Origin of the sequence: Fervidicola ferrireducens, assembly GCF_001562425.1 — a bacterium.
GTDB classification, from domain to species: Bacteria; Bacillota; Thermosediminibacteria; order Thermosediminibacterales; family Thermosediminibacteraceae; genus Fervidicola; species Fervidicola ferrireducens.
The window spans coordinates 1-21,468 of the sequence record NZ_LOED01000033.1 but is presented as its reverse complement, the minus strand read 5'-3'; the positions used below and the strand labels follow the sequence as shown (position 1 = coordinate 21,468).

21 protein-coding genes, 4 tRNA genes, 1 pseudogene, 1 riboswitch and 1 other annotated feature are annotated in these 21,468 nt (G+C 48.1%); of the genes and pseudogenes, 23 read left to right on the top strand and 3 right to left on the bottom strand.

The window, feature by feature from the left end; genetic code table 11:
• The first annotated feature begins 213 nt into the window (after positions 1 to 213).
• The 5 genes from AN618_RS10275 (at position 214) to radA (ending at position 6,195) form a co-directional block, all read left to right on the top strand.
• The gene (locus AN618_RS10275; RefSeq protein WP_066354664.1) at positions 214 to 705 is read left to right on the top strand and encodes a CtsR family transcriptional regulator; all 492 of its coding nucleotides are present in this window, start codon (positions 214 to 216) and stop codon (positions 703 to 705) included.
• The gene (locus tag AN618_RS10270; protein ID WP_066354661.1) at positions 692 to 1,210 is read left to right on the top strand and encodes a UvrB/UvrC motif-containing protein; all 519 of its coding nucleotides are present in this window, start codon (positions 692 to 694) and stop codon (positions 1,208 to 1,210) included. The genes AN618_RS10275 and AN618_RS10270 overlap by 14 nt, the downstream gene beginning before the upstream one ends.
• A 14-nt stretch (positions 1,211 to 1,224) precedes the next feature.
• Complete coding sequence (locus AN618_RS10265; protein WP_083515175.1) at positions 1,225 to 2,277, top strand: protein arginine kinase; 1,053 nt, start codon at positions 1,225 to 1,227, stop codon at positions 2,275 to 2,277.
• 10 nt (positions 2,278 to 2,287) lie between these two features.
• Complete coding sequence (locus AN618_RS10260; protein ID WP_066354656.1) at positions 2,288 to 4,735, top strand: ATP-dependent Clp protease ATP-binding subunit; 2,448 nt, start codon at positions 2,288 to 2,290, stop codon at positions 4,733 to 4,735.
• Positions 4,736 to 4,848: 113 nt separating this feature from the next.
• Positions 4,849 to 6,195, top strand: coding sequence for a DNA repair protein RadA (radA, locus tag AN618_RS10255; RefSeq protein WP_066354677.1), 1,347 nt, complete (start codon positions 4,849 to 4,851; stop codon positions 6,193 to 6,195).
• 5 nt (positions 6,196 to 6,200) lie between these two features.
• Here the strand turns inward: radA and AN618_RS10250 are convergent, their stop codons facing one another.
• Positions 6,201 to 6,596: a nucleoside triphosphate pyrophosphohydrolase family protein gene (locus AN618_RS10250; protein ID WP_066354654.1), complete on the bottom strand. Its 396-nt coding sequence runs from the start codon at positions 6,594 to 6,596 to the stop codon at positions 6,201 to 6,203.
• A gap of 216 nt (positions 6,597 to 6,812) precedes the next feature.
• Between AN618_RS10250 and AN618_RS10245 the strand changes: the two genes are divergently transcribed.
• The 10 genes from AN618_RS10245 to AN618_RS10195 all read left to right on the top strand — a co-directional run bounded on the left by AN618_RS10245 (position 6,813) and on the right by AN618_RS10195 (position 17,660).
• Positions 6,813 to 7,289: a CarD family transcriptional regulator gene (locus AN618_RS10245; RefSeq protein WP_066354652.1), complete on the top strand. Its 477-nt coding sequence runs from the start codon at positions 6,813 to 6,815 to the stop codon at positions 7,287 to 7,289.
• A 137-nt stretch (positions 7,290 to 7,426) separates the two neighbouring features.
• Entirely contained in the window at positions 7,427 to 8,524 is a 1,098-nt protein-coding gene (locus AN618_RS10240; RefSeq protein WP_066354650.1) for a PIN/TRAM domain-containing protein, read from the top strand.
• 14 nt (positions 8,525 to 8,538) lie between these two features.
• Entirely contained in the window at positions 8,539 to 9,237 is a 699-nt protein-coding gene (ispD, locus tag AN618_RS10235; RefSeq protein WP_066354648.1) for a 2-C-methyl-D-erythritol 4-phosphate cytidylyltransferase, read from the top strand.
• Between the two features lie 4 nt (positions 9,238 to 9,241).
• A complete protein-coding gene (ispF, locus tag AN618_RS10230; RefSeq protein ID WP_066354647.1) occupies positions 9,242 to 9,715 on the top strand; it encodes a 2-C-methyl-D-erythritol 2,4-cyclodiphosphate synthase in 474 nt (157 codons plus the stop codon).
• Between the two features lie 300 nt (positions 9,716 to 10,015).
• On the top strand, positions 10,016 to 11,656 hold the full coding sequence (locus AN618_RS10225) for an FMN-binding glutamate synthase family protein (RefSeq protein WP_066354645.1): 1,641 nt from the start codon (positions 10,016 to 10,018) through the stop codon (positions 11,654 to 11,656).
• 63 nt (positions 11,657 to 11,719) lie between these two features.
• A riboswitch (ZMP/ZTP riboswitch) is annotated at positions 11,720 to 11,805 on the top strand.
• Positions 11,806 to 11,860: 55 nt separating this feature from the next.
• Complete coding sequence (pflB, locus tag AN618_RS10220) at positions 11,861 to 14,092, top strand: formate C-acetyltransferase (protein ID WP_066354639.1); 2,232 nt, start codon at positions 11,861 to 11,863, stop codon at positions 14,090 to 14,092.
• A 4-nt stretch (positions 14,093 to 14,096) separates the two neighbouring features.
• A complete protein-coding gene (gene pflA, locus AN618_RS10215) occupies positions 14,097 to 14,828 on the top strand; it encodes a pyruvate formate-lyase-activating protein (RefSeq protein ID WP_157081712.1) in 732 nt (243 codons plus the stop codon).
• Positions 14,829 to 14,907: 79 nt separating this feature from the next.
• Positions 14,908 to 15,109: a binding site (T-box leader), on the top strand.
• Between the two features lie 58 nt (positions 15,110 to 15,167).
• Positions 15,168 to 15,887: a serine O-acetyltransferase EpsC gene (gene epsC / locus AN618_RS10205; protein WP_425402675.1), complete on the top strand. Its 720-nt coding sequence runs from the start codon at positions 15,168 to 15,170 to the stop codon at positions 15,885 to 15,887.
• Positions 15,835 to 17,232, top strand: coding sequence for a cysteine--tRNA ligase (gene cysS, locus AN618_RS10200; protein ID WP_066354632.1), 1,398 nt, complete (start codon positions 15,835 to 15,837; stop codon positions 17,230 to 17,232). Before epsC ends, cysS begins: the two co-directional genes overlap by 53 nt.
• A gap of 14 nt (positions 17,233 to 17,246) precedes the next feature.
• The gene (locus tag AN618_RS10195) at positions 17,247 to 17,660 is read left to right on the top strand and encodes a Mini-ribonuclease 3 (RefSeq protein WP_245628493.1); all 414 of its coding nucleotides are present in this window, start codon (positions 17,247 to 17,249) and stop codon (positions 17,658 to 17,660) included.
• Here the strand turns inward: AN618_RS10195 and thyX (AN618_RS14050) are convergent.
• Together thyX (AN618_RS14050) and thyX (AN618_RS14045) are read right to left on the bottom strand one after the other, a co-directional pair.
• Entirely contained in the window at positions 17,629 to 18,153 is a 525-nt protein-coding gene (gene thyX, locus AN618_RS14050; RefSeq protein ID WP_342670488.1) for an FAD-dependent thymidylate synthase, read from the bottom strand. The two genes, AN618_RS10195 and thyX (AN618_RS14050), sit on opposite strands and share 32 nt — an antisense overlap.
• A gap of 306 nt (positions 18,154 to 18,459) precedes the next feature.
• A pseudogene (thyX, locus tag AN618_RS14045) lies at positions 18,460 to 18,822 on the bottom strand (FAD-dependent thymidylate synthase); the annotation flags it as partial.
• A gap of 56 nt (positions 18,823 to 18,878) precedes the next feature.
• Here thyX (AN618_RS14045) and rlmB point away from each other — a divergent pair.
• From rlmB to AN618_RS13780, 8 genes are all read left to right on the top strand, one after another.
• The gene (gene rlmB, locus AN618_RS10185; protein ID WP_342670487.1) at positions 18,879 to 19,658 is read left to right on the top strand and encodes a 23S rRNA (guanosine(2251)-2'-O)-methyltransferase RlmB; all 780 of its coding nucleotides are present in this window, start codon (positions 18,879 to 18,881) and stop codon (positions 19,656 to 19,658) included.
• A complete protein-coding gene (locus AN618_RS10180) occupies positions 19,651 to 20,181 on the top strand; it encodes an NYN domain-containing protein (protein ID WP_066354623.1) in 531 nt (176 codons plus the stop codon). Before rlmB ends, AN618_RS10180 begins: the two co-directional genes overlap by 8 nt.
• Positions 20,182 to 20,239: 58 nt before the next feature.
• The gene (gene sigH / locus AN618_RS10175) at positions 20,240 to 20,884 is read left to right on the top strand and encodes an RNA polymerase sporulation sigma factor SigH (protein WP_083515174.1); all 645 of its coding nucleotides are present in this window, start codon (positions 20,240 to 20,242) and stop codon (positions 20,882 to 20,884) included.
• A gap of 62 nt (positions 20,885 to 20,946) precedes the next feature.
• Positions 20,947 to 21,033, top strand: a tRNA-Tyr gene (locus tag AN618_RS10170).
• Between the two features lie 3 nt (positions 21,034 to 21,036).
• Positions 21,037 to 21,112, top strand: a tRNA-Gly gene (locus AN618_RS10165).
• Between the two features lie 11 nt (positions 21,113 to 21,123).
• Positions 21,124 to 21,200: transfer RNA gene (locus AN618_RS10160), tRNA-Met, on the top strand.
• Between the two features lie 7 nt (positions 21,201 to 21,207).
• Positions 21,208 to 21,283, top strand: a tRNA-Thr gene (locus AN618_RS10155).
• Between the two features lie 102 nt (positions 21,284 to 21,385).
• Positions 21,386 to 21,468: GTP-binding protein (locus AN618_RS13780; RefSeq protein ID WP_245628482.1), on the top strand; the 83-nt coding region annotated here is incomplete at its 3' end.

Below are 21,468 nucleotides of genomic sequence, written 5' to 3'. Positions count from 1 at the left end.
TAGTTGTTCTTGTGACATTAGATAACGCACCTCATTCCTCATAGTGACATTTTATCACGATAGTCTACAAGGTGACATTATCATAAAATAACCACATCCCTCCGATTTTATCTCTTGAAAAAATTTCATATATTGGTTATAATATTTACAGCAAAAGTCAAAGATAGTCAAAGTCAAAATTGATTCATTGGACTCGTCCGGAGGGAATCGCTTATGCCTAATCTTGCAGACGTCATAGAAAATTTTATAAAAGAAATGTTTCAGGAAGGGAAGAATATCCTGGAAATTCAGAGAAACGAACTTGCCAGCAAGTTCAGATGCGCTCCTTCTCAGATCAATTACGTGCTTACCACCAGGTTTACCGTCGAAAGGGGATACATTGTAGAAAGCCGCAGGGGAGGCGGCGGATATATAAGGATAAAAAAGTTAAAAATAAGAAATGATGAATTTTTGAGGGAATTAATAGAGCTGGTGGGCGATTCCATCTCGAGTTCTAAGGCCGGTGGACTTGTGCAGTTTATGCTGGAAGAAGGCATTATTTCTAATAGAGAGGCGGAACTTTTCAAAGCCGCCATCAACCGGAAAAATTTAGAGATACCGCTTCCAGAGCGGGATAGGTTGCGGGCCCGACTTTTAAAAGCCATGATTGCTGCTTTGCTGGGCCACGAAGAGGAAAAGGGGGATGATAATTATGATGTGCGATGAATGCAAAAAAAGACCGGCCACAGTGCATATAACGAAGATAATAAATGGAGAAAAAACTTTGCTCCACCTTTGTGAGCAGTGCGCCAGGGAAAAAAGCATATTCGACGTTTCTTTCAACTTAGAGGGAGAGCCGTTTTCGATGCAGAAATTCTTGGCCGGCTTTTTCGAACCCTTCATGAGGGAATTTCCGGAAAAGTCCCAGCCGCTTTCCTGCGACCGGTGCGGATTAACCTTCCCGCGGTTTTCCCAGATAGGCAGGTTTGGCTGCAGCCATTGTTATGAAGCTTTCAAAGGGCAGCTGGATCCGATGCTCCGGCGCCTGCACGGAAAGACGTATCACGTCGGCAAGGTCCCAAAAAGACGAGGCGGAAAGATTCGCATAAAGAGCGAAATAGAAAGGCTCAAAAGAGAGCTACAGGAAGCGGTTAATGCCGAAGAATATGAAAGAGCCGCCGTGCTCAGGGATAAAATCAGAGAACTTGAGCAAAAACTGGGCCGGAGTTGATGGGGGTGCGGGATGTGTCTATTGAGGAGCTTTTGGATACAACAAAAATAGAGTGGATTAATTCGACGGGCCCCGAAAGCGACATAGTGATAACGAGCAGGGTCAGACTCGCCCGAAATCTAAAAGATGTGCCGTTTCCGCACCTCCTCAGCCGGACCCAGGCGGAGGAAGTAATTGACTCGGTGTACAGGGCTTTTTTGACCAACCCGGTTCTTTCCAAAGATGCCAGGCTGTACCTTATGAAGGACTTATCGGATACCGAGAAGAATCTGCTGGTGGAGATGCACTTCATAAGCCCGGATTTGGCGAGAGACGACCGGGGTGCGGTTATAATAAGCGGCGACCGGCGCATAAGCATAATGATCAACGAAGAGGATCACCTAAGGATTCAGTGCATCTTTTCCGGCTTAGACCCGCAAGGGGCTTATGAGCTCGCAAGCCGCGTGGATGACGTGCTGGAGGAGCAGCTGGATTTTGCTTTTGACGAACGCCTGGGGTATCTTACCGCGTGTCCCACCAATGTGGGCACCGGAATCCGGGTCTCCGTCATGATGCACCTTCCCGTGCTCACCATGTTGAAGCAGGTGGACCGCATGTTTTCCACCATGGCTCAGCTGGGATTGGTGGTGAGGGGGCTTTACGGAGAGGGCACCGAATCTTGGGGCAACCTGTATCAGATATCGAATCAGATAACTCTGGGAAAATCTGAAGAGGACATCATACAAAATCTCCTGAGCGTTGCGGGTCAGATAATATCGAGCGAAAGACAGGCCAGGAGAAATCTGAAGGGAGAAGATCGCCTTCGCCTCGAAGACCGCATATCGAGGTCCTACGGAATACTTACGAATTCGAAGCTTCTGTCCACCCAGGAGGCCATGGGTTATATATCCGACGTGAGGCTGGGGGTGGACATGGGCATCATAAAAAATTTGAAACCCGAGGAAATCAACAACCTGTTTATAACCGCCGGACCGTCATATATCCAGGAAGTTTTTAAAAAGACCATGACCCCGCTAGAAAGGGATTTAAACAGGGCAAATTTGCTCAGACAAAAATTATTGAGGTGAGGTGAGGATTATGAACGGGAAATTTACAGAAAGGGCCCAAAAAGTTATAGCCTATGCTCAAGAAGAAGCAAGGCGATTGAACCACAACGTCGTGGGAACCGAACATATTCTTTTGGGATTAATAAGAGAGGGCGAAGGAGTGGCCGCAAAGGCCCTTCAGAATTTGGGTGTGGAGCTTTCCAAGGTAAGGGAACAGGTGGAAAGACTAATCGGTGTCGGCCCCTTCACCGTACAGGGTCCGATAGGATATACGCCCAGGGCGAAGAGGGTGCTGGAGCTGGCTCTGGATGAATCCCGCAGGCTTAAGCACAATTATGTGGGCACCGAGCATATACTCCTAGGGCTCATCCGGGAAGGGGAAGGCGTGGCGGCGCAGGTGCTGGCCAATCTGGGAGTGAGTCTGGAAAGGGCCCGAAACGAGGTCTTATCGCTCCTCGGCACCGATGTAAAAGGACAGGCGAGTTTCAGGAGAGCCAACAATACGCCGACCCTGAACCAGTTCGGAAGGGACCTGACGGAACTGGCGGCAGAAGGGAAGCTGGACCCGGTTATAGGCAGGCAGAAAGAGATAGAGCGGGTCATTCAGGTTTTGACCCGGAGGACCAAAAACAACCCGTGTCTCATAGGCGAACCCGGTGTGGGCAAGACCGCCATCGTAGAAGGACTCGCTCAGCGGATAGTGGAGGGCGAAGTGCCCGAGATTTTGAAAGATAAGAGGATAGTAAGCCTGGATTTGGCTTCCCTGGTGGCGGGGACCAAGTTCAGGGGAGAATTTGAAGAAAGGTTAAAGAAGGTTATAAATGAAGTAAAGCAGGCGGGCAACGTTATCCTGTTTATCGACGAAATGCACACCATAATCGGAGCTGGAGCGGCCGAAGGCGCTATCGATGCATCCAACATATTGAAACCCTCGCTGGCGCGCGGGGAACTGCAGACCATAGGCGCAACCACCCTTGATGAATACAGGAAGCACATAGAAAAGGACCCGGCTTTGGAAAGGAGATTCCAGCCCATAATCGTAGAAGAACCGACGGTGGAGGACACCATAAAGATACTGGAAGGCCTTAGGGATAAGTACGAGGCGCATCATAGGGTTAAAATTTCCGATGAGGCCCTGGTTGCTGCTGCCAAACTTTCGGCCCGCTACATTACCGACCGGTTCCTGCCGGACAAGGCCGTGGACTTAATAGATGAGGCCGCTTCCCGGGTGAGGCTCAAGAGTCTTACGGCTCCTCCCGAACTGAAGGAACTGGAAGACGAGCTGGAAGCGGTGAGAAAGGAAAAGGACGCAGCGATTAAAGCTCAGGAATTTGAAAAGGCGGCAAGACTTAGAGATAAAGAGCAGGAAATAAAGGCCAAGGTCGACAGTTTGAAAGCCCGGTGGCAGCAGGAGCAAAAGCTGGACAATGCAACGGTTACCGAAGAAGATATAGCAAAAATAGTCTCCAGCTGGACCGGCATACCAGTAGAGCGTCTGACCGAAGAAGAATCCGAAAGACTGCTTAAGATGGAGGAGATTCTGCACCAAAGGGTTATAGGTCAGGACGAAGCGGTGAGGGCTGTTGCAAGGGCCATAAGGAGGGCCCGCGCCGGGCTGAAAGACCCGAAGCGTCCCGTAGGCTCGTTTATCTTCCTCGGACCTACCGGTGTGGGCAAAACGGAGCTGGCAAGAGCTCTGGCCGAGGCCATGTTCGGCGATGAGAATGCCATGATAAGGCTTGACATGTCCGAATACATGGAGAAATTTGCAGTTTCCCGCATGATTGGTGCGCCTCCGGGATACGTGGGATATGAAGAAGGAGGAGAACTTACCGAAAAAGTGCGCCGCAAACCTTATTCGGTTGTGCTGTTCGACGAAATAGAAAAAGCCCACCCCGATGTGTTCAACATACTTCTCCAGATTCTGGAAGACGGCAGGCTCACCGATGCCCAGGGCAGGACTGTTGACTTCAAGAATACTGTCATAATAATGACTTCCAACGTGGGGGCAAATCACATACAGAAAACCAGGGCTTTAGGCTTCGCACCTAAAGAAGATGATGCCAAGAATTATGAAGAGATGAAAGAGAGAGTAATGGAAGAACTCAGGCGCACGTTCAGACCGGAATTTTTGAACCGCGTGGACGAGATAATAGTTTTCCATCCTCTCAATGAAGAACACATGAAGAAGATTGTGGACCTCATGCTGAAACAGGTCAACGAGAGGCTGAAAGAAAACAACCTGACCATAGAAGTTTCGGAAAAGGCAAAAGAATGGCTGGTCAAGAAAGGTTTCGATCCCATGTACGGCGCAAGGCCTTTGAGAAGGGTCATCCAAAAAGAGGTGGAGGACAGCCTTTCCGAGGAAATCTTGAAAGGCAGCGTATCGCCGGGCGATGTGGTGCTGGTGGATGTAGAGGATGACAAGCTGACATTCCGGAAAAAAGAGCTGTCTTTGACGGCCAATAGCGGCGAATGATGAGGACACCCGGCTGTGGGATCGGTTTTCGGGGATCTCCCGAATTCGGTTCGCGGCCGGGTTTTATCATTTTTAAAAGCTTTGATAGATTTCAATGGGAGGAGAGGGAGGATTTGAAGGGCAAGAAAAAATACGTCTGCCAGCAATGCGGATTTGAGTCGGTGAAATGGATGGGAAAGTGCCCCGAGTGCGAAAGCTGGAACAGCCTTGTAGAGGAGCTTTCGTTCGAAGAAGAAAAAAAAGCTCCGGGTGGATACCGTAAACCCAGGCTTTTAAGCGAAATACACTATTCGGAAGAGGAACGGATAAAGACGGATTTGGACGAGCTCGACAGGGTCCTGGGGGGCGGCATAGTCCCGGGAAGTTTGGTACTTTTGGGGGGTGACCCCGGAATAGGTAAGTCTACCCTGATGCTCCAGATGGGCGGGAAACTCAGCGCCAGGGGGAAGGTTGTGCTCTACGTAACAGGTGAAGAGTCGGAAAAACAGGTCAAACTGAGAGCGGAAAGGCTCGGGGTTGTAGAAGGGAAGCTTTACATAGCGGCGGAAAACAACATAGAGGTCGTAGAAGGTCACGTGAGGGAACTGCTGCCGCATGTGGTAATCCTGGACTCCGTGCAGACCGTCTATCTTCCGGCGCTGGAGTCACCCCCGGGGAGCATCAGCCAGGTGAGGGAAGTCACCCACAGGCTGCTCAAGCTTTCGAAAGAGACCGGTACGGCCGTATTTATCATTGGGCACGTGACCAAGGAGGGGAGCCTTGCGGGTCCCCGGACTTTGGAGCACATGGTGGATTGCGTGCTTTATTTTGAAGGCGAAAGATATCAGTCGTATCGCGTGGTAAGGGCTGTAAAAAACAGGTTTGGCTCAACCAACGAAATAGGCATATTTGAAATGCATGAAACGGGTCTCATAGAAGTAAAAGCTCCCTCCAAATTTTTGCTCATGGGAAGGCAGAAAGCTGCCCCCGGTTCTGCCGTGGTGTGTACCATGGAAGGCACAAGACCTCTTTTGGTGGAAGTTCAGGCGCTTACCTGCCCTACCGGCTTCAACCTGCCCCGCCGTCAAACATCTGGGATAGATTACAACAGGGCTGTTTTGCTCATTGCCGTTTTGGAAAAGAAGTTGGGGCTTAACCTTACCCACGAGGATGTGTACATTAATGTGGCCGGCGGGATTAAACTCTCCGAACCGGCCGTGGACTTGGCTGTGGCGACCGCCATAGTTTCGAGCTTTAAGAATAGACCTGTAAGGGAAGCGGTGATAATCGGTGAAGTGGGCCTCGGAGGAGAAATACGTTCGGTCAGCTACGTGGAAAAGAGGGTCAATGAAGCCGCAAAGCTTGGTTTTAAGGAAGTTATAATACCTTACGATAATTTTAAGGATTTAAAGACCGGCGGCTCTATCGAGGTCATGGGGGTAAGGGAGTTGAAGGAGGCGATCGACTTGGCCTTGGATTGAGGAGTTCAGGAAAGATTATAAATACCGAGAGTCGTGAGTTTTTCGTTTTCTTCCAGAAGAACGTCTTCGAGGCTCACGTTCAGCAGGTTGCATAAAGCGGTGAGATAAAAAAGATGATTGCCTAGCTCCTGCTTTAGGATCTCCCTGCAGTTGGGGCACAAATTGCCCTTCAGGTGGGTTTCCATGTATGAACTCAGGTCCTGAAGGCTGATGTTGCTGGGGATTTGCTGCTTTTTTGCGTTGATTTCCAGACATCCGCATACGGTGACCGATTTCGCAATGGCCCGGTTGATGCGGCTTACGGTTTCTTGAAGCTTTGTCAGGACGTCTATGATGCTCTTATGCCTTACAAGGCACTGGGAGACTGTAGCTTGGAATTCTTCATAGGTCAGGTCCTTCATTGCTATTCCCCCTATATTTTCTTACAAGTCTTATTATATCCATGACTTCGGGCGTTTGTCAAACTTAAGTTAGAATATAGAGAAAAATGTGAAGGCAAAAAATCTGATTGACATAATTCTGCTATGTATAGTATAATTAAAATTTAACTTGACATTTCAGGAATTTTATGTTATTTAATAATCAAGTCAGCATATATTGATTTAGGAGGCTTCGGCATGTTCAACATAGGGGACAAGGTTGTCTATCCTATGCACGGGGCTGGGATAATAGAAGCCATAGAGGAAAAGGAGATTCTGGGGGAAAAACAAAAATACTACGTTATGAGGATGCATTTCAAGAACATGAAAGTCATGATTCCCATAAAAAGCGTTAAAGCTATAGGCGTTCGTCAGGTCGTGAGCGATGAAGAGATAGAACAGGTCTTCAAAATACTTCGCGGTGAGAAGAGCAAAATGCCGGCCAACTGGAATCACAGGTACAGGGCCAATATGGAAAAAATAAAAAGCGGAAACATATTTCAGGTAGCCGAAGTTGTGAGAAATCTGGGATTGCGGGAAAAGGAAAAGGGACTTTCTACCGGCGAAAGGAGAATGTTTGAAAACGCCAAGCAGATCCTTGCAAGCGAAATCGCCCTGTCGAAAAATATTGATGAGATGAGCGCCCACAGAATGATAGAAAGAGCTTTAGGGTAAGGGCGTTTTTTTTGTATTTCCGGCTTTTCCCTCTCCGAATATAGATTGGAGGGCGATTATATTATATAATGGAAGTGAGGAGAAAGGAAAAAAAGTGCTAAAAATCGGCAATACTTTATATAGGAGGTGATAAAACGATGATATACAGAATCATTCAAGCCGCTCTATCGCTTTTGGGACTCGTTGTGGGATATGAAATTTCTGCAATGGTATTTCGCGTAAACGAACTTTTGAGGCTTTTATCCCTGAACGAAACCAGTGTAATAGCTGGTAAGATAGTTAGCTCTTTAATTTTCGCAATGATATTTTATTTACTAACTCCGAAGGTGTTTTTGTGGGGGACCAGAACCAAGGAATGGCTGGAAAACAGGCTCCAGAAAACGCCGATGAGGGATATACTTTACGGGTTTATAGGACTTTTTATGGGGCTTGTGATAGCAAATCTTTTTTCCATGGCGCTTTTGAGCATTCCGTGGATGGGGCCGTACCTGCTTATAGTAGCAAATCTGGTGCTGGGGTACATCGGAGCGAGTGTGGCCATCAAAAAGCGAGAAGAATTGTCTGCCTTGATTCCCATCCCCGTAGGGCAGAAAAAGCAGCAGACCGCTTCCGCAAATTCATCTGCAAGTTCAAACAGGATAAAACCGAAGATTCTCGATACTAGCGTGATAATAGATGGGCGAATCGCCGATATATGTCAGACCGGGTTTCTCGAAGGGCCGATAATAGTGCCGAGCTTCGTGCTGGAAGAGCTGAGGCACATAGCCGACTCGTCGGATGTCCTCAAAAGGAACCGCGGTCGCCGGGGGCTCGACATTCTGAACAGAATGCAAAAGGAAATGAACATCGAGGTGCAGATTTGCGAGAAAGATTTCGACGATATCGCCGAGGTTGACAGCAAATTGGTGAAACTCGCCCAGATGCTCGACGGAAAGATAATAACCAACGATTTTAACCTGAATAAGGTGGCAGAGCTTCATAAAGTTCCGGTTTTGAACATCAACGAACTTGCCAATGCGGTAAAACCGATAGTTCTCCCGGGTGAGGAAATGGTGGTGCAGGTTATAAAAGACGGCAAGGAGGCGGGACAGGGGGTCGCGTACTTGGACGACGGGACCATGATTGTGGTAGATGGTGGCAAAAAGCATATAGGTGAGACCATAGGTGTTATGGTGACCAGCGTGCTGCAGACCGCTGCCGGGAGGATGATTTTCGCAAAGCCTAAATCGATGTAGCCGGGGTGAAACAAATGAAAGTTGCAGCGGTGATTGCGGCCGGCGGCAGGGGCAGACGAATGAATTCCACGCTGAGCAAGCAGTTTTTAATGCTGAAAGGACGCCCCATCCTTTACTACACCTTGAACACCTTTGAAAGCCTGCAGGAAATCGATGAGATAATACTGGTCGTGGGGTCTTCCGATATTATTTACGCTCAAAGAGAAATTCTCCAGCCCTACCGATTTAGAAAGGTAAAGCTCGTGGAAGGCGGAAAGGAGCGCCAGGATTCTGTTTACAACGGTTTGAGGAGCTGCTCTCCTCAAACCGATATTGTTGTTATACACGATGGGGTGCGACCGTTCGTCACGAGAAAGATAATTTTGGATAGCATCGAAGCTGCAAAGAAGTACAGAGCCGTCGGCGTGGGAGTGCCTGTGAAGGATACCATAAAAGTTGTGGACAAGGGATTTATTCTGAACACCCCCGACAGAAAAACCCTGTGGGCCATCCAGACGCCACAAACCTTTGAGTATTCGTTGATACTCAAAGCCCACGAAGAAGCGAGGAAAAGTGGATTTTACGGTACTGATGATACGGTTCTAGTAGAGAGGCTCGGATTTCCTGTGAGAATGATAGAGGGAGCTTATGAAAACATCAAAATAACTACTCCGGAAGACATGATAGTGGCTGAGGCCTTTTTAAACATGGGATACGGAGATTTCAAGAGGTGAGAAAATGAGAATAGGTATCGGATACGACGCCCACCGGCTGGTAAAGGGAAGAAAGCTGGTATTGGGCGGGGTTGAGATTCCTTACGAAAAAGGGCTGCTGGGCCATTCCGACGCGGATGTCCTGGTCCACGCCATAAATGACGCACTTTTAGGGGCCGCTGCTCTGGGTGATATAGGCGTCCATTTTCCAGATACTGACCCGGAATACAAGGACATACGAAGCATTCTCCTTTTGAAGAGGGTAGGAGAGATGCTAAAACGCGAGGGTTTTGGGGTGGTAAACATAGATTCGGTAGTTTGCGCCGAAAGGCCAAAGCTTTCCCCTTATATAGATAAGATGAGGGAAAACATAGCGCAGGCGTTGAACATATCTAAGGATAAAGTAAGTGTAAAGGCCACTACGACCGAGGGAATGGGGTTTGAGGGAAGAGGAGAGGGGATTTCGGCACAGGCCGTATGCCTCATTAAAAAACTTTGAAAGCTGTAAAAAAGCGGGCTTATCTCGCTTTTTTTTGTGCAAAAAACTCTTGACATTATTATAAGGTGAATTGTATAATCATAAAAAAATAATTGAGCACAAGTATACAAGAGCGCACTTTTAAGGGAGGGTGCCTAGGGTTCCGGCCTGAAAGGTGTCAGGACCAAGCGGCACCAGGCAGGCAAGTCCTGCCACACCGTAGGGATAAAAACCCTCGGAAGGTCCCTGAAAGGGGAATTTCCGTGGGTTTTTATTTTTTTATAAAATTTTATTTTTATTAATCAGTCGGGGGGATAATGGATGATTTCGTGGTCAAAATCCAACGATGTGCTGGGAACTGTGAATAGGGGGAATCCCGCAGAGTCGGGGCTATGTACTCTGTGCAGGGCTGACTGCCAGGGCAGGTGCGAGACCTGGCTTTCAAGCCTCATAGGCAGGAAGATGCTCTATCCGAGGGATTTCGGCACAGTCACGGCAGGAAGCGGTAATACCACGCATTTGGGAATTTCCTACAATTCCTTGAGGATATTGGGTTACAACTACGGTGCTTCAGGACTTAAAGAGGGCCTTTCCAATTCGCCGGACGATTGTATTTTCCCCAATGTAGATATTACAACGGAATTCGGTTGTAGTGAAAAGATAAAAGCCAGTATGCCGATAATGACGGGAGCGCTGGGTTCGACGTTTATCGCGGCAAAATATTGGGATTCCCTTGCGATAGGAGCAGCCCTGGTGGGGATACCGATAGTGATAGGCGAAAATGTGGCTGGGGTCGACAGAAATGCCGTGATAGAAAATGGGCGGATAAAGATTGCCCCTGAGCTTGACAGGAGAATCGAGACCTATCTAAGATATCACGATGGATACGGAGCAATTTTTGTGCAGCTCAACGTGGAAGATTCAAGAAACGGCGTGGCGGAATACGTGATAGAGAAGTACGGCGACCAGATAGTTGTGGAACTTAAATGGGGTCAGGGGGCAAAATGCATAGGCGGAGAGATTCAGGTGAGGGATATAGAGTATGCGCTCTTTTTAAAAAAGAGAGGCTACGTAGTAGACCCCGACCCTGAAAAACCCGAGGTCGTGGAAGGATACAAAAGCGGAGCGATAAAATCTTTTGCAAGGCACAGCAGACTCGGCTACACAAACCTCTCCTCGCCGGAAGAGGTCAGGGAAGAATTTATGAAGACAATCGAATACCTGAGAAAATTGGGATATAAGAGGATAACTTTGAAGACCGGCTCGTACAGCGTCGACGGCTTGGCTATGGCGATAAAATACGCCACCGAAGCCAATTTAGACCTGCTTACTATCGATGGCTCCGGTGGAGGTACTGGCATGAGCCCGTGGAACATGATGGAAACGTGGGGAATACCGTCAATCCTCCTCCATTCGAAGGCGTACGAGTACGCTTCAATTCTCAAAAACAAGGGATATAAAGTGGTTGACATGGCCTTCGCCGGAGGTTTTGCGAGGGAGGACCATATCTTTAAAGCCCTTGCTTTAGGTGCACCTTTTGTCAAGGTAGTATGCATGGGAAGGGCCCTGATGATCCCGGCCTTCGTAGGGTCCAATATAGAAGGCGTACTTCACCCCGAAAGAAAGAGCAAGGTAAACGGAAATTGGGATAGTTTGCCTTCTACCGTTTCGCAGATAGGCCTGAAAGCGGAGGAGATTTTTGCGGGATACCACGAAGTAAAAAAGAAGGTCGGGGAAGATGAGATGAAGAACATACCTTACGGCGCGATAGCCTTCTGGACGTTGGCTGATAAGCTTTCAGCAGGCCTAAAGCAGCTAATGGCAGGTGCAAGGAAGTTCTCACTGGAGGCTATATCTAGGGAGGATATTGCTTCCTGCAATCGGGAAACCGAAAGAGAGACGAAAATTCCGTTCATAACAGAAACAAGAGAGGAAATCGCGCTAAAAATCCTGAATTCGTAAAAATACGGCTTCTCTTCCGTGTTGACTTAAATTTTTGATCTGGTTTAATATAAGTAAAAAAGGCAAGGGCCCCATGACTGGCGGCTATATGTGGAATTGACCACAGGGGAGTGGGGCCAATAGGAATGCCGGCCGCCTGGGCAAATTGCGGAATTTGCTCAGGCGGCTTTTGCTTTTAAATAATGAAAGGAGGAGGCATGAAAGATGCAAGAAGCTTGGGAAGGTTTTGTCCCGGGACGGTGGGTGGAGGAAATCGATGTGAGGGATTTCATCCAGAAGAATTATACTCCGTACTATGGAGGTGGTGAATTTTTAAAGGGGCCTTCGGAGAAAACCAGAAGGCTCTGGGAAAAGTGCAAGGATTTGCTTGCGGAAGAAATAAAAAAAGGAGGAGTATTAAATATAGACACGAATACAGTATCCACAATAACCAGTCACGGCCCTGGATACATCAAGAGGGAGGATGAGGTAATAGTAGGCCTTCAAACCGATGAACCTCTGAAAAGAGGTGTTAATCCCTTCGGCGGGATAAGGATGGCCGAGCAAGCGTGTTCGGCGTACGGTTACAAGTTGAGCGATTCTATAAAGGAGATATTCACCAAATACCGCACCACACATAACGATGGCGTTTACAGGGCCTATACCGAGGAAATGCGCATGGCGAGAAAGCTGGGCATAATTACCGGACTGCCGGACAGCTACGGGCGGGGAAGGATCATCGGGGATTACCGCAGGGTAGCGCTCTACGGTGTGGACAGGCTCATTGAAGAAAAGAAAAAGGACCTAAAAAATCTTAAAGGCCCGATGACTCCGGAGCTGGTCCAGCTCAGGGAAGAAGTGGCATGTCAGATAGAGGCTCTGACTGACCTAAAGCGTATGGCCGAAAGTTACGGATTTGACATATCGCTTCCTGCGAAAAACGCGCACGAGGCGGTACAATGGGTGTATTTTGCATACCTGGGTGCTATTAAAGAGCAAAACGGGGCGGCTATGTCATTAGGCAGGGTTAGCACTTTCCTGGATGTATATATCGAGAGGGACCTCAAAAGGGGTATTATCACCGAAGAGGAAGCTCAGGAGCTGGTGGACCAGTTCGTGATAAAGCTTCGAATGGCGAGGCAGCTCAGAACTCCGGAGTACAACGAACTTTTTGCGGGAGACCCCATGTGGATAACGGAATCTTTAGGAGGCGTGGGGCTCGACGGGCGTCCTCTTGTCACCAAGACTACTTTTCGTTTTTTGAACACCCTTTTGAACCTGGGGCCGGCACCAGAACCCAATCTTACTGTGCTTTGGTCGAAAGATTTGCCGGATAATTTCAAGCGCTTTTGTGCCGAAGTTTCCATAAAGACCAGCTCTATACAATACGAAAACGATGATCTGATGAGGCCGATTTTCGGGGATGATTACGGCATAGCCTGCTGCGTTTCGGCCATGAAACTGGGAAAGCAGATGCAGTTTTTCGGCGCCAGGGTAAATCTGGCAAAAGCGCTGCTCCTTGCCATAAACGGGGGAAGGGATGAAATTACCGGTGTGGAAATCGGCCCAAAGCTTGAGCCCTTGCCGGAAGGGCCTCTGAACTTTGACAGAGTGTGGGAAAGGTACATTAAAGTCCTAGAGTGGCTCGCAAATCTTTACATCGATACCATGAATCTCATACACTACATGCACGACAAGTACGATTATGAAAAACTTCAAATGGCCCTTCACGATACGGATGTGGAAAGGCTTATGGCTTTTGGAATTGCGGGATTTTCTGTAACTGTAGATTCGCTCAGTGCCATAAAGTATGCAAAAGTTACGCCGGTAAGGGATGACAGAGGGATTTGCGTAGATTTTAAGGTAGAGGGCGATTACCCGAAGTACGGGAATGACGATGAAAGGGTTGATTCGATTGCCGTTTCCCTTGTTAAAACTTTCTATGGATTTTTAAGCAGGAAACCCCTTTACAGGGATGCCAAACCTACCATGTCCATACTCACAATCACATCAAATGTAGTTTACGGGAAAAAGACCGGTGCTACTCCCGATGGCAGAAAGGCAGGAGAGCCTTTCGCTCCCGGAGCAAATCCCATGCACGGGCGGGATGAAAATGGACCGCTGGCGGCCTTTAATTCGGTCTGCAAAATTCCTTATGAGTACTGCAGGGACGGTATATCCTATACGTTTTCGATTGTGCCGAAGGCTCTTGGGAGAACGGAGGAAGTGAGGATAAAAAACCTTGTGGGCCTTTTGGACGGGTATTTTGCAAAAGGCGGGCATCACATGAACGTAAATGTTATGGACAAGGAACTTCTCATTGATGCCATGAAGAACCCCCACAAGTACCCGCAGCTCACAATAAGGGTGTCGGGTTATGCTGTCCACTTCGTAAAGCTTTCAAGAGAGCAACAGCTAGAAGTGATTTCCCGGACGTTTTTCGAAAGCATGAGGTGATAAAGTGGGGCAAAAGGGTAGGGTGCATTCTGTCGAGAGTATGGGGACATTAGATGGTCCGGGGATACGATTCGTGATATTTTTGCAGGGCTGCCCCTTGAGGTGCGTTTATTGCCACAATCCGGACACCTGGTCTGTTTCGGGAGGAAGGATAGAAGATGCGGATTTTTTGGTGGAGAGGATAATTTCATTTAAGCCATATATGGATGCATCAGGAGGGGGAGTAACCCTTTCTGGGGGTGAGCCCACCCTTCAGCCGGATTTTGCGGCACACATCATGAAAAAGTGCAAAGATGCAGGCATAAATACGGCCCTCGATACAGGGGGGTATTGCAAAAGAAATGCTTTTGAAAAAATCCTCCCTTATACCGACCTCGTCCTGTTTGACATAAAGCATTTGGACCCGAAAGTACACATGGAGCTTACCGGTAAGGATAACCGATTAATCCTGGAAAATCTAAAGTTTATAGATTCTCTTGGTAAAAAGATTTGGATAAGACATGTTCTACTGCCGGGGTTTACAGATGATGTGACGCACCTTAAAAAACTGGGCGAATTTTTGAAAAGCTTAAATTCGCTGGAGCTGGTGGAACTTTTGCCCTATCACAAATTGGGAATCCACAAGTGGGAGGCTCTCGGACTAAAATACCCCTTGAAGGACGTAAAACCGCCGTCCCGAGAAATTCTGGAAAGGGCAAGGGCAATATTGAGAGAAATGGGGTTAAACGTTATATAGCTTATAGTTGCAGAATAAACGAGAATCCCCTTGACTTTAGTCGGAATTTCTATTATCATAAGAAGTAAAAATCGATATTGCAAAGACTATGATGGGGATTGTAGGCCCGATACCCTTACAGAGAGAAACCGCCGGCGGCTGAGAGCGGTTTCAAGGAAAGGCGGGACCGAAGTTGCGCCCCGGAGTTCAGGCCTTGAAGTTAAAAGTAGAGGCCTGCGGCTTAGGCCGTTAAGGAAAAGAGTGAAAAATCAGAGTGGGACCGCGGGCCTTTCGCCTCTGGAGAGGTGAAAGGCCTTTGTTTTAATCCCCGCAAACAATAATTTACAGGGAGGGAAAGGTATGTCATTGTTGAGAACGATTAAGGAAGATATAAAAGTCGTATTCGAGCGTGACCCGGCGGCAAAAAGCATCCTGGAAGTTATCCTGTGCTATCCCGGGTTTCATGCCATTTTGATGCATAGAATAGCCCATTTCTTTTACCAGAAAAAGTTCTTTCTGATAGCCAGGATTATATCCCAGATATCCAGGTTTTTGACGGGCATAGAGATACACCCGGGGGCCAAAATAGGTAAGGGCTTTTTCATAGACCACGGTATGGGAGTGGTGATTGGCGAGACCACCGAAATTGGAGATAACGTCACCCTGTATCAGGGAGTGACTTTAGGGGGTACAGGCAAGGAAAAGGGGAAAAGGCATCCGACTCTCGGCAACAATATAGTCGTGGGGGCCGGCGCCAAAATCCTCGGCCCGATAAAGATAGGAGACAACTGCAAAATAGGAGCGGGAGCGGTGGTTTTGAAGGACGTGCCGCCCAACTGCACGGTGGTGGGTGTGCCGGGCAAGGCCGTTGTGAGGAAGAAAATAGATTTTGCAAGAGCGGATTTCACGAAAGTGGACCTGAACCATCACCTTCTGCCAGACCCGGTGGCGGACATGATGAAGAGTTTGCAAAGAAAAATCGAAGAGCTGGAGGAAAGGATAAAGCAGCTTGAAAGGAGGCAAGAAGGTGAAGATATACAATACTCTGACCAAAAGGAAAGAGGAATTCAGACCGCTTAATGGCAACAAAGTTACCATATACGCCTGCGGCCCCACGGTTTACGACTATTTTCACGTAGGCAACGCGAGGGTTTTCATAACCTTTGATGTGGTGAGAAACTACCTGAAATACAAGGGTTATGATGTAAAATTCGTTCAGAATTTCACCGACATTGATGACAAGATGATAAAGAGGGCAAACGAAGAAGGGATTACCGTCAAGGAATTAGGGGACAGGTTCATCGAGGAGTACTTCAAAGACGCGGATGCCCTCAACATAAAAAGGGCCGACGTTCACCCGAGGGCTACGGAACACATCCAGGATATCATAGAATTCATAAAGGTGCTGATAGAAAAGGGCTATGCTTACGTGGTGGACGGTGACGTTTATTTTTCGGCAAAGAGCTTTCCCGGGTACGGCAAGCTTTCCGGGCAGAATTTGGAGGAACTCGAGGCCGGGGCGAGAGTAGAGCCTGGAGAAAAAAAGAGGGACCCGATGGACTTTGCCCTGTGGAAAGCGAAAAAACCCGGCGAGCCTGCCTGGCCCAGCCCGTGGGGAGAGGGAAGACCCGGCTGGCACATAGAATGTTCGGTTATGGCCGTAAAGCACCTGGGAGAGACCATAGACATCCACGGCGGTGGACCGGACCTCATTTTTCCCCACCATGAAAACGAAATCGCCCAGAGCGAAGCCGTCACCGGCAAACCTTTTGCCAGATTCTTCATGCACGTAGGATACCTTAATATCAACAACGAAAAAATGTCAAAATCCCTGGGGAACTTCTTTACCGTCCGGGAAATTCTTAAGGAATACGAAGCGGAAGTGCTGAGGTTTTTGATGCTGTCGTCCCATTACAGGAGCCCCATAAATTTCAGCAAGGAGCTCATGGACCAATCCAAAAACGCGCTGGAGCGACTTTATACGGCGCTCTACGCCATGGAACATCTGGAAAAGGTGACCCCGGAGAGGCCCTTGAATCGGGAGGAAGAAGAGTACCTGAAAAGGCAGATGGAGAACAAGAACAAATTCATCGAAAGCATGGACGACGATTTCAACACCGCCGGCGCCACAGCTGCCCTTTTTGACATCGTGAGGGAGTTCAACGTGAGCTTGAACGAGAGTTCCTCGAGGGAGGCTGTGCAAAAGACGAAGGCGTTGCTACTGGAACTGGGAGGAGTCCTCGGCCTCTTTTCCAAATTCCAGCCGACCTTGCTCGATGAAGAAATCGAGCGGATGATAAAGGAGAGGCAGGAGGCGAGAAAAGCGAAAAATTACGCGCTCGCCGATAAAATCAGAGATGAGCTCAAAGCTCGGGGAATAATAATTGAAGATACGCCAACCGGCACCCGGTGGCGGCGGGCTTAACGGAGTGGTGAGTGGTGGAAAACGAAAAAAAGTGCAGCGTATCGGAGCTTTCCTCGCTGGCATTGGCCTTTGTCGGAGACGCCGTGTTTAACCTGTTTGTCAGAACAATGGTGGTGGGAAGCGGGAAAAAAGTCAAAGACCTTCATCAGGAAACGGTAAAATACGTCAGGGCTTCAGCGCAAGCCGAAGTCCTGAAAAAAATTGAAGAGTACCTGACGCCTGAAGAGAGGGATGTGGTGCGAAAGGCCCGAAATGCAAAAGTAAATTCGGTGCCCAAGAACGCTGATATAATGGACTACCATTACAGCACCGGTTTTGAAGCGCTCTTGGGCTACCTTTACCTTTCGGGGAAAAACGATAGACTCAACAAAATCCTCATGGCTTCCTTTGCATTGGTCAATTCCGGACAGGATACTTCCCGCAGCTGAAGGCTCCTTCCGGGCAGTACCCCGTGGCCTCGCAGGGAGCTCCGGCCTTTTTGAAAAGGTTCGGGGCTATTTTTCTTACTTCGTTCAGCATCATCCGGGCAAGCTGGCGGATTTCCGACTGGGCCCTTTCGCAACAGCGGAGGTTAAAGAAATTATAAAGGCTCCTCGCGTTCATGGTGACCACGAGGTTTGTGCAGGTTCCCATCGGCAGTATGTAGCGGGCGTCCTCCTTGTCGACTCCCATTTTCACCATTTCGAGGTAAGCCATTTTGCTATTTTCCAGGGCGGCTATATAAGTCAAAATCGCATCAATATTTTTTTCTATTTCCGCCGGAAGTACGCAGTAATAGCGCTGCGCGATATAATCTCTCGCCTGTGTTTTAATTTTGCTGAAAAATTCCGGAGCCCTTTTGCAAAGATTCGCCAGCTTTTCCCTGGAATATAATGAACGGACAAAATCAAGTCCGTTATAGATGAAAAGACAAAAATCCACCGCTTTCTTTCCGGATAAAACCAGGCTTTCGCCCTTTTGCTCAAACTCAAAAGGGGTCTGAGAGAGAATCGAATGGAATTTTTCTGGGAAAGATAAGGAAAAGCCGTCATCGGTTATTTTGCCGTCGGCGTCAAATAGCCCTCTTAAAAAGTGGCCAAGGTATTCCCGGTCGATTTTGTCCGGTGGATTTTTCCTTATTTCTTCCAGTTCGTCTTCTTTGATGTCGCCCCCTACGAGAGCTATGTATTTTCCGCTTGAGGCAAACCCCTGCAGGTATGCCCTGTTTTGGGCTTTCAAACAGGTTGTTTGTACTTCATCCTGATTACTCAGTTCTTCTTCGAAAGGATTGTTATACCTCAAACTTTGAACCGAGTATGAGGCTATCCGGTGGCGGGTGAGCTGGGCGAGTAAAGTTCGGCTGACTCCTTCTACGGCGAAGGTAAAGCTTACATGCTCCAAAGGCGACATGTGGCCCGAATTTATCAGTTTTTGTATGAAAGAAGCCACCTTTTCGTCGGTTAAGTTTTCCATAATTCCCATTGCGCCGATTCTGGAATAACAAAGGCGGGCTGCCGCAGCCACTGTTTTTTCGGGTTCGGGAGTATAAGTCAGAACGGTTACCCTCACGATATTCGCCTCCTTGACTTTTAAAGCAAATTGAAATATCATGATTACAAACTTCGTTTACACCATTATATCATTAAGAACATTTACCGAAAACAGCGATTAGCAAAATCCATCATGGGGAGTGGTGGAATATAGAAAAGGAGTTTCAGATAGAAGGAAAAAATGCGGTTCTGGAAGCTTTGAAGGCAGGCCGGCCTTTGAATAAAATTTATATAAAAAAAGGGGAACAGCAAGGCGACATAAAGAAGATAATAGAGCTTGCAAAAAGCGCCGGCATACCCGTCGTGGAGCTTCCCCGCGAAAGTTTTGTAAAGATGGCCCAGACCAGGAGCCCTCAAGGGATAATCGCCGTTACTTCGCCAAAAGAATACGTTTCGGTTGAGGACCTTTTGGAAGCGGCTGAAAAAATGAACGAGGAGCCTTTCATTTTTGTGCTGAACGAAATCAACGACCCCCAGAACCTGGGAAGCATTATACGCACCGCCGACTGTTTGGGTGTCCACGGGATTGTAATTCCGAAACGAAGGGCCTGCGCAGTTACGCCTACTGTGGTCAAGGTGTCGGAGGGAACTTCCGAGCATGTAAACGTGGCGCGGGTTGCCAACATAGCTTCGACCCTGGAATACTTTAAGGAAAGGGGAATATGGGTGGTAGGTGCCGACCCAGAGGGTAAACCTTACTACGAGGCGGATTTGACGGGACCGATAGCCCTGGTGGTAGGAGGCGAGGATAAAGGGTTGGGGAGGCTGGTAAGGGAAAAATGCGACTTTTTGGTTAGCCTCCCCATGCGGGGTCACGTCACGTCGCTTAACGCCGCAGTGGCCGCAGCAGTTCTGGGGTACGAAATTCTGAGGCAAAGGGAAGGAAGGCATGGTTGAAAAGCACGAGGAATATCTGTTTATAGATGGATATAACATTATAAATGCCTGGCCGGAGCTTATCGAAGCAAAAAGCGTAAGCCTTGAGACGGCGAGGGACAAGTTGGTGGATATCATGAGCGACTATGCGGCCCAGACGGGGACGAAAATCGTCGTGGTTTTCGACGCCCATCACGTCGAAGGAGGTCGCGGGGCCCGCTACCTGATAAATGGGGTAGAAGTGGTATTCACTAAAGAAGGAGAAACCGCTGACGCATACATAGAAAGAACGGTCGATTCCATGGGCAAGGGAGACAAAGTAAAAGTGGCCACTTCCGACTGGATAGAACAGCAGATTGTAATGGGTCGCGGCGCTGTCCGCATGTCCGCAAGGGAATTGAGGAATGAAATAATGGCTTTGGTTGAAAAGAGGAGGAAACGGGAAGAAATCCAGAAGTTCGAAAGAAATACATTGGGGGAAAGAGTAGATAAAAGCACCTGGAGGCTTATTCTCGAACGCTTTAAAGGCGGCAAGGGAGCTTGACTACTTGAATTACTATGAGCTATAATGAAATAGGTCCATTTCTGCAGGGGGCGATAATGTGAAGGCGGGGCTTCATAAAAAAGATTACACCTGTTACGAGGACATGCAGGACGAGGAGGTAGTATACGAGGCAAGAAGCGGCAGCCGTGAAGCTTTGGAGTACCTTATAAACAAATACAAGAATTTTGTGAAATCCAAGGCGAGGTCCTACTTTTTGATAGGTGCGGACCGGGAAGACATAATTCAGGAAGGTATGATAGGCCTTTATAAGGCAATAAGGGATTTTAACCCGGATAAACTGTCGTCCTTCAGGGCCTTTGCGGAACTGTGCATCACAAGGCAGATAATCACGGCTATTAAAACGGCTACCCGCCAAAAGCATATACCGCTCAATTCTTACGTTTCTTTAAATAAGCCTATTTACGATGAAGATTCGGAACGCACGCTGATGGATGTGTTATCCGAGGTGAAGATTACTGACCCGGAGGAGCTCATAATCAGCCGGGAAGAAGTGGCGGATATAGAGTGCAAGATGGGAGAAATATTAAGTAAGTTAGAATGGGAAGTACTGATATCCTACTTAAACGGGAAGTCCTACCAGGAGATAGCAAAAGAACTTAAGCGGCACGTGAAATCTATCGACAACGCCCTGCAGAGAGTAAAAAGAAAACTGGAAAAATATTTGGAAGTAAGGGATATTTAGGAATAAAAAAGCTATTGACCAAAACGATTTTTGCTTTTATAATATAAAGAGCATGACGGTGTGGAGAGATGCCCGAGCTGGCCAAAGGGGGCAGACTGTAAATCTGCTGGCGCACGCCTTCGGTGGTTCGAATCCACCTCTCTCCACCATGTGCGGGAATAGCTCAGATGGCAGAGCACCAGCCTTCCAAGCTGGGTGTCGCGGGTTCGAATCCCGTTTCCCGCTCCAAAAGTTAACGTCGCGGGGTGGAGCAGTCCGGTAGCTCGTCGGGCTCATAACCCGAAGGTCGCTGGTTCAAATCCAGCCCCCGCCACCATATGTTTGCCCACGTAGCTCAGTCGGCAGAGCGTCGCCTTGGTAAGGCGGAGGTCGCCGGTTCGATCCCGGTCGTGGGCTCCATTTTTATGTTGAAACTATTTGAAAATTGACTTTTATTCGGTTATAATATAGGAGGACGAGCATTTTTTTATTATTTATTCTACATATTAAGGAGGAAAAACGATGGCAAAGCAAAAGTTTGAGAGGAAAAAGCCTCACGTCAACGTAGGAACGATAGGTCACGTAGACCACGGGAAGACCACGCT

Bases quoted from the DNA above. Each gene is read 5' to 3' on its own strand.
- AN618_RS10275 (WP_066354664.1), top strand. From the start codon at position 214: ATGCCTAATCTTGCAGACGTCATAGAAAATTTTATAAAAGAAATGTTT.
- AN618_RS10270 (WP_066354661.1), top strand. From the start codon at position 692: ATGATGTGCGATGAATGCAAAAAAAGACCGGCCACAGTGCATATAACG.
- AN618_RS10260 (WP_066354656.1), top strand. From the start codon at position 2,288: ATGAACGGGAAATTTACAGAAAGGGCCCAAAAAGTTATAGCCTATGCT.
- AN618_RS10250 (WP_066354654.1), bottom strand. From the start codon at position 6,596: ATGAAGGACCTGACCTATGAAGAATTCCAAGCTACAGTCTCCCAGTGC.
- AN618_RS10245 (WP_066354652.1), top strand. From the start codon at position 6,813: ATGTTCAACATAGGGGACAAGGTTGTCTATCCTATGCACGGGGCTGGG.
- AN618_RS10240 (WP_066354650.1), top strand. From the start codon at position 7,427: ATGATATACAGAATCATTCAAGCCGCTCTATCGCTTTTGGGACTCGTT.
- ispD (WP_066354648.1), top strand. From the start codon at position 8,539: ATGAAAGTTGCAGCGGTGATTGCGGCCGGCGGCAGGGGCAGACGAATG.
- ispF (WP_066354647.1), top strand. From the start codon at position 9,242: ATGAGAATAGGTATCGGATACGACGCCCACCGGCTGGTAAAGGGAAGA.
- AN618_RS10225 (WP_066354645.1), top strand. From the start codon at position 10,016: ATGATTTCGTGGTCAAAATCCAACGATGTGCTGGGAACTGTGAATAGG.
- pflB (WP_066354639.1), top strand. From the start codon at position 11,861: ATGCAAGAAGCTTGGGAAGGTTTTGTCCCGGGACGGTGGGTGGAGGAA.
- epsC (WP_425402675.1), top strand. From the start codon at position 15,168: ATGTCATTGTTGAGAACGATTAAGGAAGATATAAAAGTCGTATTCGAG.
- AN618_RS10180 (WP_066354623.1), top strand. From the start codon at position 19,651: ATGGTTGAAAAGCACGAGGAATATCTGTTTATAGATGGATATAACATT.